This window comes from Terriglobia bacterium (genome assembly GCA_020072815.1).
Lineage (GTDB): Bacteria > Acidobacteriota > Terriglobia > Terriglobales > Acidobacteriaceae > Angelobacter.
In genome coordinates this window covers 67,035-84,445 of sequence record JAIQGE010000018.1, presented here as the reverse complement: position 1 = coordinate 84,445, position 17,411 = coordinate 67,035, and the positions used below count along the sequence as shown (strand labels likewise).

General features: G+C 58.0%; 15 protein-coding genes. 6 read left to right on the top strand and 9 right to left on the bottom strand.

The genetic code is table 11. The annotated features are described in order from the left end of the window. Positions 1-105: 105 nt before the first annotated feature. Together LAO20_19415 and LAO20_19410 are read right to left on the bottom strand one after the other, a co-directional pair. Entirely contained in the window at positions 106-519 is a 414-nt protein-coding gene (locus LAO20_19415; protein MBZ5533604.1) for a hypothetical protein, read from the bottom strand. Between the two features lie 301 nt (positions 520-820). Next, complete coding sequence (locus LAO20_19410) at positions 821-1,213, bottom strand: hypothetical protein (protein ID MBZ5533603.1); 393 nt, start codon at positions 1,211-1,213, stop codon at positions 821-823. A 700-nt stretch (positions 1,214-1,913) separates the two neighbouring features. On the opposite strand from LAO20_19410, the gene LAO20_19405 reads away from it, so the two are divergent. From LAO20_19405 to LAO20_19395, 3 genes are read left to right on the top strand one after another with little or no spacing between them, the layout of a single operon-like run. Continuing rightward, positions 1,914-3,386, top strand: a complete 1,473-nt coding sequence (locus tag LAO20_19405; protein MBZ5533602.1) for an efflux RND transporter periplasmic adaptor subunit — start codon at positions 1,914-1,916, stop codon at positions 3,384-3,386. Between the two features lie 7 nt (positions 3,387-3,393). Further along, complete coding sequence (locus tag LAO20_19400; protein ID MBZ5533601.1) at positions 3,394-4,137, top strand: ABC transporter ATP-binding protein; 744 nt, start codon at positions 3,394-3,396, stop codon at positions 4,135-4,137. Then, positions 4,134-5,369 (top strand): ABC transporter permease, encoded by a 1,236-nt coding sequence (locus tag LAO20_19395; protein ID MBZ5533600.1) that lies wholly within the window; start codon positions 4,134-4,136, stop codon positions 5,367-5,369. The genes LAO20_19400 and LAO20_19395 overlap by 4 nt, the downstream gene beginning before the upstream one ends. Before the next feature lie 81 nt (positions 5,370-5,450). Here the strand turns inward: LAO20_19395 and LAO20_19390 are convergent, their stop codons facing one another. Next, positions 5,451-5,801, bottom strand: a complete 351-nt coding sequence (locus LAO20_19390; protein MBZ5533599.1) for a hypothetical protein — start codon at positions 5,799-5,801, stop codon at positions 5,451-5,453. Positions 5,802-7,789: 1,988 nt separating this feature from the next. Between LAO20_19390 and LAO20_19385 the strand changes: the two genes are divergently transcribed. Then, entirely contained in the window at positions 7,790-8,482 is a 693-nt protein-coding gene (locus LAO20_19385) for a VOC family protein (GenBank protein ID MBZ5533598.1), read from the top strand. A gap of 1,119 nt (positions 8,483-9,601) precedes the next feature. Further along, positions 9,602-10,711: a carboxypeptidase-like regulatory domain-containing protein gene (locus LAO20_19380; GenBank protein MBZ5533597.1), complete on the top strand. Its 1,110-nt coding sequence runs from the start codon at positions 9,602-9,604 to the stop codon at positions 10,709-10,711. A gap of 95 nt (positions 10,712-10,806) precedes the next feature. On the opposite strand, the gene LAO20_19375 is transcribed toward LAO20_19380, so the two are convergent. Genes LAO20_19375 through ligD form a run of 3 tightly spaced genes read right to left on the bottom strand, consistent with a single transcriptional unit; the run spans position 10,807 to position 14,071 of the window. Continuing rightward, positions 10,807-11,253 (bottom strand): isoprenylcysteine carboxylmethyltransferase family protein, encoded by a 447-nt coding sequence (locus LAO20_19375; GenBank protein ID MBZ5533596.1) that lies wholly within the window; start codon positions 11,251-11,253, stop codon positions 10,807-10,809. A gap of 20 nt (positions 11,254-11,273) precedes the next feature. Then, complete coding sequence (locus LAO20_19370; GenBank protein MBZ5533595.1) at positions 11,274-11,543, bottom strand: hypothetical protein; 270 nt, start codon at positions 11,541-11,543, stop codon at positions 11,274-11,276. Continuing rightward, entirely contained in the window at positions 11,540-14,071 is a 2,532-nt protein-coding gene (gene ligD / locus LAO20_19365) for a DNA ligase D (GenBank protein MBZ5533594.1), read from the bottom strand. Before ligD ends, LAO20_19370 begins: the two co-directional genes overlap by 4 nt. A 77-nt stretch (positions 14,072-14,148) precedes the next feature. On the opposite strand from ligD, the gene LAO20_19360 reads away from it, so the two are divergent. After that, positions 14,149-15,021 carry a Ku protein gene (locus LAO20_19360; protein ID MBZ5533593.1) on the top strand — a complete coding sequence of 291 codons (873 nt, stop codon included), beginning with the start codon at positions 14,149-14,151 and terminating at the stop codon, positions 15,019-15,021. A gap of 52 nt (positions 15,022-15,073) precedes the next feature. Here LAO20_19360 and LAO20_19355 read toward each other — a convergent pair whose 3' ends face one another. From LAO20_19355 to LAO20_19345, 3 genes are all read right to left on the bottom strand, one after another. Beyond that, entirely contained in the window at positions 15,074-15,826 is a 753-nt protein-coding gene (locus tag LAO20_19355; GenBank protein ID MBZ5533592.1) for a hypothetical protein, read from the bottom strand. A 108-nt stretch (positions 15,827-15,934) separates the two neighbouring features. Next, positions 15,935-17,020, bottom strand: a complete 1,086-nt coding sequence (locus LAO20_19350; GenBank protein MBZ5533591.1) for a YeiH family protein — start codon at positions 17,018-17,020, stop codon at positions 15,935-15,937. A 22-nt stretch (positions 17,021-17,042) separates the two neighbouring features. Then, positions 17,043-17,198: a hypothetical protein gene (locus LAO20_19345; protein MBZ5533590.1), complete on the bottom strand. Its 156-nt coding sequence runs from the start codon at positions 17,196-17,198 to the stop codon at positions 17,043-17,045. Between the last annotated feature and the right edge of the window lie 213 nt (positions 17,199-17,411).

Below are 17,411 nucleotides of genomic sequence, written 5' to 3'. Positions count from 1 at the left end.
TGTCTCGGCCAGAACCAAAGTATACACGACCATAAAGCGCCGCTTTTTTGTGACTGAAGTTTTGCGACTTCGCTGCCGGATGGGACGCAGCGCGTCCAGCAACAGCTAGAAAGGTACGCGGCTAGAGACCAGGACCAGGATCAGCACCGCAACCAAGACAATGAGAAGGGCTAGCTGAATTGTGTTGAGTCCTCCAGCGGCAAAGTCAGCCTGAGCCTGGCCGGCCCGCGCGGCCAGTTGCTGCAGATCGTGATCATCCAGGCTGGCCACCGCGGTACACACTTGTCGCGGATCCATCTTGGCGGACTTGATGGCCTCTTCCGCCGTGGGTGAAGAGAGGAACCGGCGTACAGAGTCAATGTTGTGCTGTCGCGCCTGCGACGCCGCCACCGCTTCGCTCTGCAGCTCCGCACGGCTGACAATATGATGCTCATCGGCGCGGCCGGCGGAAACCAGCAAAAGCGCGCTAAGTCCCAAGGCAATTGTCACTTGCCCGAATTCACGAAGTCTTATCAGCACAGTTGCCTCCTTCGCAAAAACCGAAGAACAAGAAAGAGCGCGCAAACTATACCATCAATCGAGTGACTTTCTTGCGTCAGATGGAATTGTTTCGCAAGTCTACGGGGTCGCGCAAAAGAACCCCACGGCCAGCAGGCTGCGCAGGAACGCAAACTGCGCGACGAATTTGCTTTCACTAGGAGCGGACCGGAATCGGCATGCTTGACGGGCACACCTTCGCGGTCTTTCCTCGCAGCCTGCTGGCCATGGGGCTTGGGGCCTCAATACCACTTTCCCCAAAACACTAATTGCGTGGCGCCGTTCAGTTTGCCTTGCGGGCTTGCGTTGCCGGGCCGTTGAACTCCAGCGAGTACTTCTTGCCGCCAAAGCGCACCGCGCTCAGCTCCCGCGTACCCGATCCATTGGCATTCTCAAACTCCGCCATGTCGGTGGAAGCCTTCTGGCCTGACTCCACGACTTTGGCGGGCACCGTGGCCACGGTCTTGCCGTCGCGCACGATGCTGACCTGGACGTCAGGGCCCGTCCCTTCCCACTTGGCGACGTAATCGCCCGCCGGCAATGCCGTGCCGTTGACCTGTGCCGGGGCCGCGATCTGGAAGCTTGCTTTATGAGCGTTACTGCCTGCGAACGCCGCGGCCGTCATGGCCAGCGCCGCAACTGCGATCATGAATTTGGAAAATAACCTGGACTTCATTACGGATGCTCCTTATGTTCTTTCCCGAATGAGCGTCGGGAAGCGGTTGGGGGCGGCCGCTCTTTCCTGTTGGCCACTTGCATTCCTCCGCCGATGGCCTAGAATGTTGCCTCAGGGTTAAACGAAAAGGCCGTGGCACACGAATGCCCTTGTCTTTTCGTTGCTACGCGGGGATTGCGCTCGCCTGAGGCCGCCTAAAACCATGGGCGGGAACAATCCCTTAACCCGTCTTCTTACTTCTGCGCGGGCCCGTTTCTACCGGGCCCAAACTCATCTACCAATACGCACCACAGAGCCAAAATGTTTCATCGCTGATGCGATTGTGTTCTTCGTTAGACGAACAACGTGAACCGCAGGTTAGCTCTGCCTGCGATGTTTACAGTCTTTGAACAAGATTTTTACTGTTCGGAAATGAACGGTTGTGAAGACGCGATGTTCGATGCAAGTCTTAATTCGTGTTGAGCAAGAGTCCTGCCTTGGCGAATGCCATCGCCCATCGTTCTCGAGGATCTCTTCTCGCGCTTCTACTCTTCTCGAAAAAACTGATGGCCGAAAAAACTGAGCGGCGTAACGCAGGTCACGACTCTCTGTGACCTCCGTCACCTCAAATCACCACAGCATTGTCTAACATCAATGTTGGACCCACGCAGCTTTGAGCATGCTTCGGGTTCATGCTTGGCTGCGGGAAGGAGTCGCGAGTATGGCAACCACCGCACCGCAACAACCAGCCGCTAAGGAATCCCCCAAAGCAATCCCTGTGGTTCTTCCTGCCCCGGCGCCAGTGACGCCGATTTCCCTGCGCAAGAGACGCCATTTCCCCAAATGGGCTTGGGGCATCATTCTGGCTCTGCTGTTGGTCGCTGGATGGTGGGCGTGGCAATCTTATGCCCAGGCCAAAGTCACTTTTGAAACCGTTGCACTGGATCGCGGGGCCGTCCAGGCCAGCATCACGGCAACTGGGACGTTGAACGCCGTGGTGAACGTGCAAGTGGGCAGCCAGGTTTCAGGCAATATCAAGGCGCTTTACGCCGACTTCAACACCAAGGTGCAGCAGGGCCAACTGGTGGCATTGATTGATCCTCAGATGTTCCAGGCCCAGGTGGACCAGGCTAAAGGCGCGGCAGATTCCGTGGCATCAGCCGTGGTGACCGCGCAAGCGCAGGTGGAGAAAGCAAAGGCTGATCTGGCCGGAGCCATCGCCAACCGTGACAATCTGAAATCCGTTCTGGCCAAAGACAAGGCCAATGCGCTCAATGCGCAAATACAGTGGCAACGTTCAGAAACCTTGTTCAAGGATGGTGTGGTATCGCAGCAGGACCATGACATCGCCAAGGCAGCTTATGATGCCTCGCAAGCACAGCTTACCGCTGACCAGTCACAAATTGACGCCGCGGACCACAACATCCAGGCCGTCCAGGCACAGGTCAACGTCGCCAGCACGCAACTGAACGGCGCCCGGTCACAGGCCAGCCAGTCCCAGGCCGCGCTCAGGCAGGCGCAGATCAACCTGGACCATACCCGCATCCTCGCTCCGGTCTCCGGAACGGTCATCGCCCGCCATTTTGACGTAGGACAAACCGTTGCGGCTTCCTTTCAGGCGCCTGATATTTTTGACATCGCCCAGGACCTGACGCAGATGCAGGTTGACACCAACGTGGACGAATCCGACGTGGGCTCTATCCGTACCGGCCAGCCGGCTTCGTTCACCGTGGACGCATACCCGGGCACGGTCTTTCGCGGTAAAGTCACTGACGTCCGCAAAGCTCCAATCGTCGCCCAGAACGTAGTGACCTACGATGTGGTGATCGCGGTTTCAAATCCCGACATCAAGCTGTTTCCGGGCATGACCGCCAATGTGACTATCGTGACGGCGCGTGTTGACGACTCATTAAGAGTTGCGAACTCTGCTCTGCGCTTTCGTCCTTCACCTGACTTGTTGAAGAGCTCGGGGCTCGCTTCAGCCCCGCCCGGAACGCAGCTTTTCCTGCTCAACAGCGGGAAACTCAAAGCAGTTCCGGTGAAGTTCGGCCTTTCTGACGGAAAGTTCACCGCGGTCACGCCCAACGCTGGCTTGAAGCCAGGGGACCTGGTCGTTGTCCGGGCCACCACCACGGGCCAGTCAAGCGGCAATTCCACGCAGGGCACGCCCATCCGCCGGCTGCCGGGAATGTAGGTCCGACATGGTCCCTCTCATTGATGTCCGCAACCTCCACAAGATTTACAACTTGGGAGAAGTCACGGTGCACGCGGTGGACGACGTGACCCTGCAAATCGAACGCGGCTCATTCGTGGCCATCATGGGACCTTCCGGTTCCGGCAAGTCCACGTTCGTAAACATGCTGGGTTGTCTTGACCGCCCCACGTCAGGACGCTATCTGCTGGATGGCGTCCCGGTGGAATCGCTTGATCGCGACCAACTGGCGGAAATCCGCAATCAAAAGGTCGGGTTCATCTTTCAGACCTTCAATCTCCTGCCCCGCGTGAACGCCCAGGAGAACGTGGAACTGCCTCTTCTTTATACTGACCAGAGCGTTCCTGACGCCGCGGAGCGTGCCCAGCAGGCGCTGGCATCGGTTGGCCTGGCCGGCCGCGAAAGAAGCCTGCCCAGCCAGCTTTCCGGCGGCCAGCAACAGCGCGTGGCGATTGCCAGAGCGCTGATCAACAACCCGGAGATCCTTCTCGCGGACGAGCCCACCGGCCAGTTGGATTCGCGCACCAGTGATGAGGTCATGAAGATCTTCCGGGCCTTGAATCGCGAACGCGGCATCACCATCCTGCTGATCACGCACTCGGATGACATCGCTGCGTATTCTGACCGCATTGTCCGCTTCCTCGACGGTCGCCTGGTGAGCGACCAACCGGTTGTCCATGCCGCAGCAGAACGCCTGGCGCCCGCGGACTCTCCGGTGGAGGTGTTCTCATGAAACGCCTGCTTTCCGCCATGCGCATCGCTTTCCGCGCTCTGCAAGTCAACAAGGCCCGCTCGGCGCTGACCATGCTGGGCATTGTGATCGGGGTCGCAGCGGTGATCGCCACAGTTGCTGTCGGCAGCGGAGCCACAAAGCGCATTCAGGACCAAATTGCCAGCATTGGAAGCAACATCATCATCGTTACTCCCGGCAGCGTCACCAGTTCGGGCATGCGAATGGGCTCGGGGAGTTCCGTCACGCTTACAGAAGCGGACGCCCGCGAGCTTGCAACGCAATGTCCCAGTATCACCGTTGTCGCGCCTGTAGTGCGGGGCGCCGCACAGATGGTCTATGAAAACGCCAATTGGGCCAGTTCCACCATGGGAAGCACTCCAGCGTTTCTGGAGATTCGCGATCTCTCGGTGGCTAAGGGCGAGCCATTTACCCAGCAGGATGTTGACTCAGCCAACAAGGTCGTCGTTTTGGGCCAAACTGTGGCGGACAACCTGTTCGGCGATCTTGATCCCATCGGCAAAATCATCCGTGTCAAAAAAGTGCCTTTTACCGTGGTTGGTGTTCTGGCGCGCAAAGGCCAATCTCCCATGGGGCAGGACCAGGACGACCTCATCTTCATGCCTATCTCCACCGCCAAGCGGAAAGTCCTCGGGAAAAAATCTGCCAATGCTGACGCGGTTGACAGCATCATGTTGCAGGCCAGCAGCAGTCAGCAAACGCAAGCGGCGCAGGATGAAGCTGTGGCCCTGTTGCGCCAACGCCATCACCTGCAAGCCGGCGAGGACGACGACTTTTCCATCCGCAACATGCAGGAGATCCTGGCCGCTCAGGAAAGTTCATCCCGCGTGATGTCTCTTATGCTGGCTGCGGTGGCATCCGTATCGCTCATCGTGGGCGGCATCGGGATCATGAACATCATGCTGGTTTCGGTGCGCGAGCGGACGCGAGAGATCGGATTGCGCCAGGCCGTGGGCGCCAAGACGCGTGACATCCTTACACAATTTCTGGTAGAAGCCGCCACGCTATCCGTTGTCGGGGGGGTCATTGGTATTGTCGCGGGTGTCAGCGCGTCATTTCTGATCTCCCGTTTGGCAAATTGGTCAACCGTGGTGGGACCGGGCGCGGTGCTGCTGGCGGTGTTCTTCTCCGCCCTGGTTGGAATCACATTTGGCTATTACCCGGCAAGAAAAGCGGCGTATCTTGATCCCATTGAAGCCCTGCGCTACGAGTGAGATTAGACGGTCAACGCTTCGCAAATAATCATGATGCCTATCGCGACGGTACGCGCCCAGGAAAGCCCCCGTATCTCACAACTATTGAGACTTGTGTCCGGCGTCTGCAGGCTGCTGCGCGATCAGCGACTGTATGTAGAGGAACACCTGGTGGCGTTCTTGCTCATTCTTGAGCCGAGTCCCCAACCTTCCTTCAGGGTCCTTGTTCTTTGCTAAACGCCCCAGCAGAGTTGTTCCATCCGGCAGCTTCTTGTTGGCGTCTTCGTTGTGACACTTGGCGCAGCGGCTCACAAAGATGCTCTTGCCGGACGCGATGCTGTCACTTTCGGAGGCGGCCCCACGAGCTGGCGTCGCGGGCGCTTGTGGAACCTGGCCGCCGCTCTGCCACGGCCAAAGGGCGAAACACAAAACGAAGCTGATCGCCGGATTCATTCGGGAACCTCCGTCCCTTTTTGATTCCCCCTAACGGCCATTTCCATCTCTCGCGGTGCTGGGTTGTTGGATTTAGACGCCTTGCAGCCGCAATTGTAACCTCGATGCTTTGACCACTGGCGTGCAAATGCGCGAACAAAAATGCCAAATTGTCTTTCTTGCGCCGCTCTTGAATTCGACGCAGCCTTGCCGCTCAGTTAGCCATTCATCTGAATTTTCGTGGCTTGCGTGATATCCTTTCCCGGTTCTTCGCGAGTCCCATACACCGTCGGAGTAGACTCCGTGATCCTGATGAAAAACCAGGCTTCCCTACGCAACGCCTTCTGGCGTAGCACCCTGCTCGTGTTGCTTTTCAGTTGTGCGGCTGGACTGGCGCAACAGCCCGCTTCCTCGCCGGCTCCTACGCCGCAGCCAGCAGCTTCCGCCACCAACGCTGCGGAAGCCCCGCACGAGATGACCGCCGCGGACGTGGAAGCCTTCCTGGACGGCTTTGTCCCCATGCAACTGAAGCGCGAAAACATTGCCGGCGCCGTGGTGCTGGTGGTTAAAGACGGCAAAGTGCTCGTCGCCAAGGGATACGGATTCAGTGACGTGGAAAAACGAACGCCGGTCAGCCCCGACGCCACGTTGTTCCGTCCCGGCTCCATCTCCAAGCTTTTCACCTGGACGGCGGTGATGCAGTTGGTGGAGCAAGACAAACTTGACCTGGACAAGGACATCAACACTTATCTCGACTTCAAGATTCCCAACACCTTTCCCCAGCCTATTACCTTGCGCAACGTCCTCACCCACACGCCGGGATTTGAAGAACAGATCAAAGACCTGATCAACGCGGAAGGCCAACCCATGGCGACGCTGCGGCAGCATCTCACCCAGCACGTTCCGGAGCGGATCTTTCCTCCGGGGACCACGCCGGCGTACTCCAACTACGCCGCCGGGCTGGCCGGCTATATTGTCGAGCGCGTATCGGGGAAGCCGTTTAATGACTACGTCCGCGACAACATCTTCCAGCCTCTGGGCATGGCGCACTCCACCTTCGTCCAGCCGCTGCCTGCTGACCTGAAGCCGTTGATGTCCAGCGGATATCACGTCGCGTCCGGCAAAGCGGAGAAGTTTGAAATCATTGAAGAAGCTCCTGCCGGCGCCTTGTCTGCGACCGCCACCGACATGGCGCGCTTCATGATCGCCCACCTGCAGGATGGCAAACTGGACAACGCGCAAATCCTGCGTCCTGAGACCGCGCGCATGATGCATTCGCGCCAGTTCGGACTGCATCCCGCCCTCAATGGCATGTGCCTGGGCTTCTATGAGGAGACGCGCAACGGCCACCGCATCATCGGACACGGCGGCGACACCGTTTTCTTCCACAGCGACCTGCATCTCATGCCCGATGCCGGCCTGGGCTTTTACGTTTCCTATAACAGCGGCGGCAAGCAGGAGATCAGCCCGCGCACGGCACTGTGGACACATTTTCTCGATCGCTACTTCCCTTACCAGCCTCCAGCGGTGGCCAAGCTGACCAGCGCGCAAGCCGACGCCAAGACCGTGAGTGGGCGCTACATGACGTCGCGGCGTCCGCAAGCCAGCTTCCTTCGCGCCGGCAACTGGCTGGGCGAACAGCGCGTGACCGCCGATTCTGACGGCGTCATCACCGTGGACTCGGCGAAGGACCTGAGCGGCCAGCCCAGAAAATGGCAGGAGATTGCGCCGCTTCTCTATCGCGCGGTCAACAGCCAGGAACTGCTGGCTTTCCGCCGCGACGAACAAGGCCGCCTGCAACTGCTCCCAAACTTTCCCGCCATCATCTCCCAGCGCGCCACTTTTCTGCAGGACGCCCGCGTCAACGGATGTCTCTTGATTGCCTCCTTGAGCATCATGGCTTTGACTCTGCTTTTCTGGCCCATCGGCGCCGTGGTGCGCGACCACTACCACCACCGCATGGAGATGGATGCCAGCACCCGCCAGGGACGTTTGTGGATCCGCCTGGTATGCGCCTTGAACCTTATCTTCTTTCTCGCGTTGATGCTGGTGGCTACCGGGGACAGTCCCGGCAACTTCAGCGAAAAACTCGATCTCCCCATTCACAGCATTCAGGTGGTGGGCGTGCTCGGCGTGCTCGGATCAGTGCTGATCCTGATCGGCTGCTTCCGCTCCTGGCGCGACCGCAATCTCTGGTGGTGGAGCAAGTTCTGGAATTTCCTGGTGCTCCTGGCCTGCGCCGGCTTTGTCTGGTTCGTCCTCTACTGGAACTTGCTGGATTTCAACTTGAATTACTAGCGGAAGGCTTGGCGATAAAGCTCAACGGCCCCACTCCGGTTCTGTACGTCACGAACGTTGAAGAAACCGTCCGCTTCTATTGCGACCTTCTGGGCTTTGAGTGCACGAATCGCATGGGAGGCTGGGCGTCTTTGAGCAGAGACGAAGCCGAAGTCATGATCTCGCTTCCCAACGAGCATGTTCCCTTCGACAAACCCACCTTCACCGGCTCTCTTTATTTCAATACCGATGACGTGGACGCCCTCTGGGCAAAGCTCAAAGACAAAGCAACCGTGGTCTATCCCATTGAGAATTTCCCCTACGGCATGAGGGAATTCGCCATCCGCGACAACAACGGCTATTGCCTGCAATTCGGCCAGGAAATCAGCGATCTGGCGCAGATTCCGGCGCCGGAGGATGACTAACCTGGACATCCCGAACCACCAAAGAACTCTGCGTCCATCTTTTACGTTATTCAGTTTTCAAAGAACACTATTGCTTGCCGCCTTTCGCGGCCCTGATCCGCCCCATGAAATTGTCATTCCGAGGGATCCCGCCCGAGGAATCTGTTTTTGCATCGCGATCACCCGATGTCCAGATCACCCGATCCCTGGTAGCCATATTGCTAATCACTACTCTGCCAACCCCACCCCCACCCCTCCCCATACATCCCTGTTACAAACAAAGGCTTTATTCCATTCGACCCAACGGTGACCCAACTGTTTACTACTCAGATAATATGCCTCTATCCCATTGATTCTTTGCGCTCTTAGAGCCCTTTTCGGTAAATCTCGTTTTTTGAGGTTTGCCCGGCTCCGGTGTAAAAAAACCCAGGTTCACTACCCTTATTCCTTCCGCGCGTGGAAAATGTTCTAGCTTAACACATTTATACAAGCGAATCAATAGCGAATTCCTGCAATGGCCACAAGCGCGGGCTTCAGCCGCTGAAGGTATCAGGGCATGACTTTCAGTCGTGCCGTTGAACGCGGAACGGGTTCCCCGGCGCGCCTGATGTTGGTGCGGCGGGGTGGAAGCACCGGGCGAAAGCGTGGGCCATCCGGCGGAGGAAATTTTGTAACGCTCCTCCATCCTCGATCACGAATACTCACAGAAAGATTCTCGATTCAAGGAGGACGTCGTTTATGTCCAATTGGAAGCGCGGTTTCAAGAGAAATGAGAATGCCTCAGAGCCGTGGTGCTTTCTCTTGCTCATGATGGTCTGCCTATTTACGCTCAATGCAAGTGCGCAGCGTTGTACCGGCAACCCGGAGGTAGGATGCACACACCCTGGTGCTGCTTGCAGCACCGCAGGCGTTCCCCAGGGTCACTGCAAGAACGTGGAGGGCTTGCCGCGCGGAGAGCGCGAGTGCAACTGCGAAGGTCCGCCTCCGCCCCCTAAGACTGCCAAGATAAATCCAAAGTACATCGTAGCGGCCGTCGTTTACGCGCCGCCTGGATGCACAAGTTCCACACCCAACTCTCCTTGCTCGCAGCCGGGATTGGTCGATTACTCCTCAGGAAGCTCGATGGGATCAAAGGTCACTATGGCCGATTCCTTCAAGGATGGATTGAAAGTGACGGTGAGTTTCGGAAATGAGATAACGGGCGGCGGCGACGCAAGCTTCGGCTGGAATCGCACCACCGGCGATACCAAGTCTACGAACCTCACCAAGTCCGCCAGCCTTGAGATCAAGGTGCCCGCCAACGGTGACGGCATTGACCATGACCAGGACATGTTTGAGTTGCTTTTGAATCCAACCATCACGCTTTCAACCGATGGCGGAACAAACATCTTCTGGCAGCCCGCAGATGCCGTAGCACGCTATGAAGTATATGTGTCGGAATTGCGCAACCCCGCCAGCATGCGACCGGTCGTTGCCAGGGAACTGGCAAAGGCTGGGCTGACCGCGGCGGACTTCAAGACCATAAGGTGCCTGGATCCATTTGCGGGACCTGGATCAACCGGCCCTGGCGGAATCCGTCCGGACTTTTGCGAACTCGCGAACAGTACCGGTAGCCCTTCCCCAGTCCTCGACCTCAATCGTTTCCGGCCAACCACATGGATACTTCCCTATGAGCCCCCGCTTCACGCCAGCGATAATTGTCCATCCATAACCGCGACTCTCAAGAACGAGTATGCCAGTGATGACGCCAAGTCAACCCAGGATGAATATTCTGTCTCCGCATCCTTGCAAACCGGGGCGGTGTTCTTTAATACCAAGTGGAAGTTGGAAGGCTCAATGACCTGGACCTGCGGCGAGACCGACACCAGCAGTCAGGGCTCGACCCAATCGGCTGCGCTGACGCTGGTTTGCCCGTCGGTCGGCTACACCGGACCCACCATTTTTCAGGTTTTTTGGGATGTAGTTTATGGCACATTCCTGTTCATGCCTTATGATCCTTCGACCATGTCGGTCATGCAAAGCGGGGTTGTGCTCGATCACAATGGTAAGCCGTTCGCCGGCGCGCCGGTAGATTTCGCCTACAACGGGCACACTTTCCACACATTTACCACCTCCAATGGACGCTACCGCTTTGTCGCATTGAAGCAACTGATTAACCCTGCGGTGCAGCAAGGGACGATCTCGGTCCGTAACGTCAAGCAGCAGGTGGCGCTTCGGTCGCAGAATCCCATCACCGTTCGACTGCCCTGAAAAAGGCGTGGTCTGCCGGATGGCCCATCCTTTCGCGTTGTTTGCGAAAGGATGGGATTCGATTTGCTATCCCCACGCGCTCCAAAAGAAACGATTCACCACGCTCCCCTCACCAGCCGGTACCTCACCTTTTTCGCGTATTCCTGATAGCCCGGCAACTCCGCGCGAAGCATCTTGTCTTCCAGCGCGGTCCTGATTACAAACAGAATTGCAATGGTCCCCGCCGGAACCAGCGCCCACCACGATCCCAGCAGCAGCGCCACGCCCGGCATCAGGACCATGATGCCGATGTACATGGGATGGCGCACATACTGATACGGCCCATCCTGGACCACCGTGTGCCCGCGATCATCCTGAATCCGCGCTCGCGCCGAGAGAAACGCGTTGGTCCGCATGCACCAAAAAATCACGCTGCCGGCCAGCAGAAAAACTACCCCGCCGGTCGCCTGCCACAGCGCCGCCATGTGCGACCAGCGGAAGCGTCCCGCATCCAGGGCGGCCACGACGAACAAGCTGATCAGCACCACGCTGTAGATCTTCATAATCACCTTGTCCCAGCTCTTTACGTTTTCCCGGGCTTGGCTCGCTCGTCAAGAAGCTCCGGAGCGTTGCGCGTCCCCCACACCAGCACGAATGAAAGGAACAAAAGGAACATCGCGACAAACGCCCACGCACCCAGCCAACTCAGCCTGCCCGCGGTCCCGAACAGGATCAAGCAGAGGATCGCCGTGCCCGCCAGCAACCGTACGAAGCGCTGCGGGAGCTTGGCCCGCGCAGACTTCCCCGCCGATGACTGCTTCTCTGTCACCGCGTTCTGTACGTCCTGACTCATTTTGCTCCCATCATGTGGCTGATCTTCTCCAGCGCTTTCTCCATCTCCTGCGGCTTCTTCAGGACGCCGGCAAACAGGTCGCCTACGCGCTCAAATCTTCGCAGCACGTTGCCGATGTGAAACTGCTGCGGCTTCAAACCCGGCCGCACTTCGTTCCAGGCCAGCGGCGTGGCCACCGGCGCGCCCGGATACGCCCGCAGCACGTACGGCGCGGAAATGGTCTTGCCCTCAGCGTTCTGCATCCAGTCAAAATATACTTTTCCCTTCTGCCGGGCTGCCACGTTGCGCGGCGTGGTGAACAGATCAGGCCTCTCGGCCACCACGAGGTGCGAAAGGATCTGCGCGAAGTTGCGGGTCTGTTCGTAACTGTAGCCGCTCTCCACCGGGACGTACACGTGCATGCCGTCGCCGCCGGTGGTCTTGGGGTAGCCTTGCAGTCCGATGACGTCCAGCTTTCGCTTGACCAGCTGGGCTGCTTCCACGATCTGGTCATAGCCGCAGTGATAAGGATCAAGATCAATCAGGATGAAGTCCGGTTCGTCCAGCGAACCCACGCGGCTCATCCACGGGTTCTGATCAATGCAGCCCAGGTTGGCCAGGTACAGTAGTGACGCTTTGTCATCGCAAACGACGAAGCGCGTAGTAGCATCCTCGCTGGTGGCGATATCTTCCGTATGCAGCCAGTCCGGGAAACTGGCCGCCGCGGCTTTTTGGAAGAAGAAGTCTGCGTCAATACCGTTCGGATAGCGCTTCAGTGACAGCGGACGCCCCTCCAGATGCGGCAACAGCAAGTCCGCGACGGCCGCGTAAAAGTTGATGACGTCGCCCTTGGTGTAGTTGTCCGCCGGATAGAAGACTTTCTTCAAGTTGGTGAACTTGAGCTGATGCCCGCCGATGGTCAGGATGGCTTCGGTCTCGCCCGCGGGCAGCAGCGGTTCTTTGCGGACCAATGTCTCGGGCTCCGGCTCAGGCGACGCAATCGCCGCTGGTTGCTCGGCGGTTTCGCGCACCACGTCTTTGGGTTCGGCGTCGGCGCGCATGCCTTGAAACACCGGCGCGCGCAAGCGTTCGTCGGCCGTCCAGGAGTTGAACTTCACCACGCACACCAACTCCGGCTTGACCCACGTGACCTTTCCAATTTCCTTGGGGACGTCGCTCAGCACGGCCTTGCTGGTGATCAGCGGCTCCAGCGCTTCGTAAGTTGACTTGAGTGACGCCTGCGTGAACCCCGAGCCAACGTTTCCTGCATAGACCAGCTTCTTGTCTTTGTAATATCCCAGCACCAGCGAGCCGAAGGGTTCGCGCTCGCCCAGGATGAATCCGCAGACCACAAAGTCCTGCTGCATGGCGATCTTGATCTTCAACCACTGACTTGTGCGCCGCGATTCATACTTGCTCTGCGCATGTTTCGCCAGAATGCCTTCCATGCCCTTGGCGGTCACGGCCTCCAGCAACTCTTGTCCCTTGCCGGCAAAATGGTCTGAATAGCGCACCGTTTCGCTCGGCAGCAGAATGGAGCTGAGAAGCTGGCGACGGTCAATCAACGCCGCGTTGCGCAGATCGTAGCCGTTGAGATACAGCAGGTCGAAAGCATAAAAGCTCAACGCGCTGGCCGCGTTCTTCAGGCTCGCGGACTTATGAAAACCAGTATGATTCTGCAGAAGCTGAAAACTCGGCACGCCGTTTTCATCCAGCGCCACTACTTCTCCATCAATCAACGCCGTGTCGGCGTTCACGCACTCCAGCAGCGCCTTGGCGACTTCCGCGAATTGCTTCTCCATCGCATTGCCGCGGCGCGACAGCATGCGGATCTTTTTGTCGGCACCGAGGTTATCGGAAATAAAGCACAGGGCGCGGTAGCCGTCCCACTTCACTTCAAACAGCCAGTCGCTCCCCGATGGCATCGCCTTCGCGTCGGTGAGTGTGGCCAGCATCGGCTCCAGCGAAATTGGCATCTCGGCTTTCACCGCGCCTTCAACGGACGAAGGATCAGCCGGCGCCTGCAACACGCTGCGGATGTCGCTCTCCGGGTCCCATCCCGGCCGGACCGCGAAGTCCTTCTTCTTGATCAGCAGCCAGTCTTCTTTCTTGCCTTGCACACGCTTGGTCCGCACCAGCGCAAACTCGCCGACGATCTTCTGCCCGTGAAACTTGATCTTGAGGTCGCCGGCCTTCCACTGCACCTCCGGCGACTTCTCTCCTGCCCACTCATATGTGCCCCGGTCCCACAAGATCACCCCGCCGGCGCCATAATTGCCAGCGGGAATCGTGCCTTCAAAATTTCCGTATTCCATCGGATGGTCTTCCACTAGCACCGCCAGCCGCTTGATCGCCGGGTCTAGAGTCGGCCCGTGCGGCAGCGCCCAGGAACGCAACACGCCGTTCATCTCCAACCTCAAGTCATAGTGCAGACGTCGCGCGCTATGTCGCTGGATAAAAAAGCGGTTACCTTCGTCCGTCTTTTCCTTGCCGGCGGGCTCCGGCGTCCTCTCAAAGGTCCTTTTCTGCCGGTATTCTTCTAGTGACATGGCTTATTCCGGAGATTGTAATGCACTAATTATTGTGCTAAAAAGTTAGCCTCGCCCGGTTTTTTGGAGACAACGCAATGGCTAGTACCGTATGGAAAGGCCACCTTACTTTTGGGTTGCTGTCGCTTCCCGTCAAATTGTACAGCGCAGCGCGCAGTGAGTCGGTCAGCTTCAACCAGCTGCACAAGTCAGACAACTCGCGTGTGAAGCAGGTCCTCTTTTGTCAAGCGGAAGACAAACGCATTGAGCGCAGTGAGATCGTCAAAGGCTACGAATACGAGAAAGACAAATACGTGGTGATTGACGATGAAGAGATCAAGAAGGTCGCGCCCAAGAGCGCCAAGACCATGGAAGTGCTGGAGTTTGTGAAGTCCGCCGAAGTGGACACCATCTATTACGAAAGCTCTTATTACATGGCGCCCGACGAAGCCGGCGAAAAGCCCTACGCGCTTCTTTTTGAGGCCCTGCGCAAGAGCGGATGCGTCGGCGTGGCCAAGATTGCCATGCACAACCGCGAGCACATTGTGATTCTCCGCCCCGGACAGAAGGGCATCCTGCTGCACACCATGTACTATCCTGACGAAATCCGCCAGGTGGAAGAGTTCCGCACGGACACCAGCATGGTCCAGGACAAAGAACTCAACCTGGCCAAAATGCTGATTGATTCCCTGATGGCGCCCTTCGAGCCCGATAAATACAAAGACAACTACCGCGAGAACCTGATGGCCATGATCAAGGCCAAGGTGGAAGGCAAAGAGATCGTGGAGACCGCAGCGCCCGTCCACAAGGCTCCGGTCATTGATATTCTGGAAGCTTTGAAGATGAGCATCGCTGAAGGCCGCAAGCCCCCGCGCTCGGTGCGCGAAGCTTCCACCGGCAGTGAAGTCCAGTCGGCAGACGAGCCGGCCAGCCCGGCCAAGAAGGGACGCAAGAGTTCGGCGGGAGATTAGCGCTCACAAGATCATTGCCCTTCGACTTGCGCCGACTCAAGGACTTCCATCTTTACGGCGCCTTGCCCTGTACCACCGAAACCGCTTTGTTCTTTACAAACGTCACCGTCACCGGATGGCCGCCATTCGAGTATTCCAGAGTGCGGTCCCCGTATTCTCCCGTGCCGATAATGCCGCTGGCCCCCAAGGCACACTCCGCTTGCAGCTCATTCATGCCTTCCTTGGCCTGATGGCTGTCCACAGCCGTCCAAACATCCGGCGGCCAGTGTTTGTAGAGTTCATGGGGATCGGCGAAGAAGAAGACGTCGTTGGCGGTGAATTTGAAGTCGTCGCCAACATTTACTCCCACCGGCACGGCGATGAGGCCTGGATCGTGCTGCCGCTCCGCCACGGCCAGCACCAGCTTCTGCACAATCACCACCTGTCCTGGCGACACACTTGCGGGCGCACGTTGCAGCACAACGTCCTTGATCTGGAGTTTTTCCAGCGGCGGCAGCACGCCGGACTTGCGTCCCAGATCTGCCTGGTGGCTCGCCGCATTGTAGCCATAGTACGCAAGCGCGTACCCCTTGCGCACCCACACCGTTTTGCCGGTCATCTCTCTTCCGGCCGATTTCAAATCAAAGGGGACAATCCTTGGCAGGTAGACGTAGTCGTCCAAGTTGCTGGAATACGTTTCGCGGACTTTGGGCGGCGGTTCGCTCACCTGCCGGCGTTCGTAGAACATATAACCGACGCGGACCAACGCCAGGACCACACCCACAAGCAAAATGATCTGCAGTCGCTTACGCAGTTCGGGATTCATGCGTCGTCAAATGTAACATGCTTCCGCGCCGAATCTGGCGTTCGCATCGCGACCGCAAGGAGTGCTGGTGCATCCCGTCTGCGTATTCTTTTCGGCCAGCGGCCACTCTCAGATGCGCACCAGCTCGCTCGCCGCCAGCACCAGTCCCAGAGTGATGGCTGCGATCACCACTTCGCCCAGTGCGCCCACGATGAACGGACGCAGACCCTGCTTCTTCATCTCGCGAAAACTGATGCGCAGGCCCACGCCGGCGAACGTCAGCAGGAAGGCCCACTTTGAAAGGTTGGCCAGGCTTGCGATCTGGTCGGGCGAAAACACTTTCAAGCTCGCCAGGGTTGAGATGGCCAGGAAGCCCAGAACGAATTTGGGAAATTTCTGCCACAGGAAAGCCGTTTTGCTGCCGACGATCTGGCGGCGGTCGCGCACCGCCCAATAGATCGCGTAGCCCAGCACCACAAACCCGATCATCGCATTGCGCGTGGTCTTGGCCAGCACGGCGATCTTGGACGCAGCGTCTGAATAAAGAGCTCCGGCGGCCACGGCTTCCGCCGTGTTGTCCACGCCGGTGCCGGCCCACAAGCCGTAAAGACGGTCGCTCATATGCAGCGCGTGGCCGATAGGCGGGAAAGTAAACAACGCCAGCGCACCTAGCGCCAGAATCGCGGCAATGGCGAAGGACGCGTCTTCATCGTCGGCGTCAATCGCGCCCTTGGTGGCGATGATGGCCGACACTCCGCAGATCGAAGATCCCACCGCCAGCAGGCTGGTCAACTTGGGGCTAAGCTTGAAGACGCGACCCAGGAACGTCATGAACGCGATGGACAGGGCCAGTTCAATCAGCACCAGCACCAGGCTCACGGCGCCCAGCTTGAGCACGTCGGCGAGAAGGAAGCGCGCGCCCAGCAACACAATGCCGCTCTTGAGCCAGAATTCGTAAGTAGCCACTCCCGGCTTGAAGACTTCGGCCACGCCAACGGTATTCGATATCAACAGCCCGATCAGGCTCGCCGACAGCACATACTCGATGTTGGGTACCACAAGATGATGCGCCTTGGAGTACGCATTAATTGTTTTCTCCAGGACCTTGCCCGCCAGGCCCACAACCACCAGCAGCGTCACTCCCGGAACCAGCGCAAAGAGTTTCTTAGGTAGCTGCAACGGCTCTACCCGGCTTACAACCGACGAACTTGCCATTTGGATCACCCTCCTGCTTTCTCTACCACGCCACATGTTTGAGCACGCCCAAGCGGACCAGCGCCGCCAAGGCCAGACCCAGGATCACCGCCCAGCTATCTAAAGACAGCCGCCGCCGCGGCACAGGCTTTGTTTCATTCTGCCTCTCGATTCCCACTTTGTTCTCTGTTTCGGTCACAGGACACTCTCCTTGTTGGTTATAGATTTTTGTCTTCCTCGGATCAGCGCACTCGGCACGGCAAAAGACCCGCCTAAAATTAAAAACCCACTCACCTTCTGGTGAGTGGGTGCTGATACTGGTAAAACTCTAGAGATCTAAATGATGATCGCTACCCAGGACACATACTCGCCAGAACGCAGGATGGACGCGTCGCAACAACAACACATCAGC

Coding starts and splice junctions, on each gene's coding strand:
- LAO20_19380 (MBZ5533597.1), top strand. CDS start 9,602: ATGGCCGATTCCTTCAAGGATGGATTGAAAGTGACGGTGAGTTTCGGA.
- LAO20_19410 (MBZ5533603.1), bottom strand. CDS start 1,213: ATGAAGTCCAGGTTATTTTCCAAATTCATGATCGCAGTTGCGGCGCTG.
- LAO20_19395 (MBZ5533600.1), top strand. CDS start 4,134: ATGAAACGCCTGCTTTCCGCCATGCGCATCGCTTTCCGCGCTCTGCAA.
- LAO20_19385 (MBZ5533598.1), top strand. CDS start 7,790: ATGCGCCTTGAACCTTATCTTCTTTCTCGCGTTGATGCTGGTGGCTAC.
- LAO20_19360 (MBZ5533593.1), top strand. CDS start 14,149: ATGGCTAGTACCGTATGGAAAGGCCACCTTACTTTTGGGTTGCTGTCG.
- ligD (MBZ5533594.1), bottom strand. CDS start 14,071: ATGTCACTAGAAGAATACCGGCAGAAAAGGACCTTTGAGAGGACGCCG.
- LAO20_19400 (MBZ5533601.1), top strand. CDS start 3,394: ATGGTCCCTCTCATTGATGTCCGCAACCTCCACAAGATTTACAACTTG.
- LAO20_19405 (MBZ5533602.1), top strand. CDS start 1,914: ATGGCAACCACCGCACCGCAACAACCAGCCGCTAAGGAATCCCCCAAA.
- LAO20_19390 (MBZ5533599.1), bottom strand. CDS start 5,801: ATGAATCCGGCGATCAGCTTCGTTTTGTGTTTCGCCCTTTGGCCGTGG.
- LAO20_19375 (MBZ5533596.1), bottom strand. CDS start 11,253: ATGAAGATCTACAGCGTGGTGCTGATCAGCTTGTTCGTCGTGGCCGCC.
- LAO20_19350 (MBZ5533591.1), bottom strand. CDS start 17,020: ATGGCAAGTTCGTCGGTTGTAAGCCGGGTAGAGCCGTTGCAGCTACCT.
- LAO20_19370 (MBZ5533595.1), bottom strand. CDS start 11,543: ATGAGTCAGGACGTACAGAACGCGGTGACAGAGAAGCAGTCATCGGCG.
- LAO20_19355 (MBZ5533592.1), bottom strand. CDS start 15,826: ATGAATCCCGAACTGCGTAAGCGACTGCAGATCATTTTGCTTGTGGGT.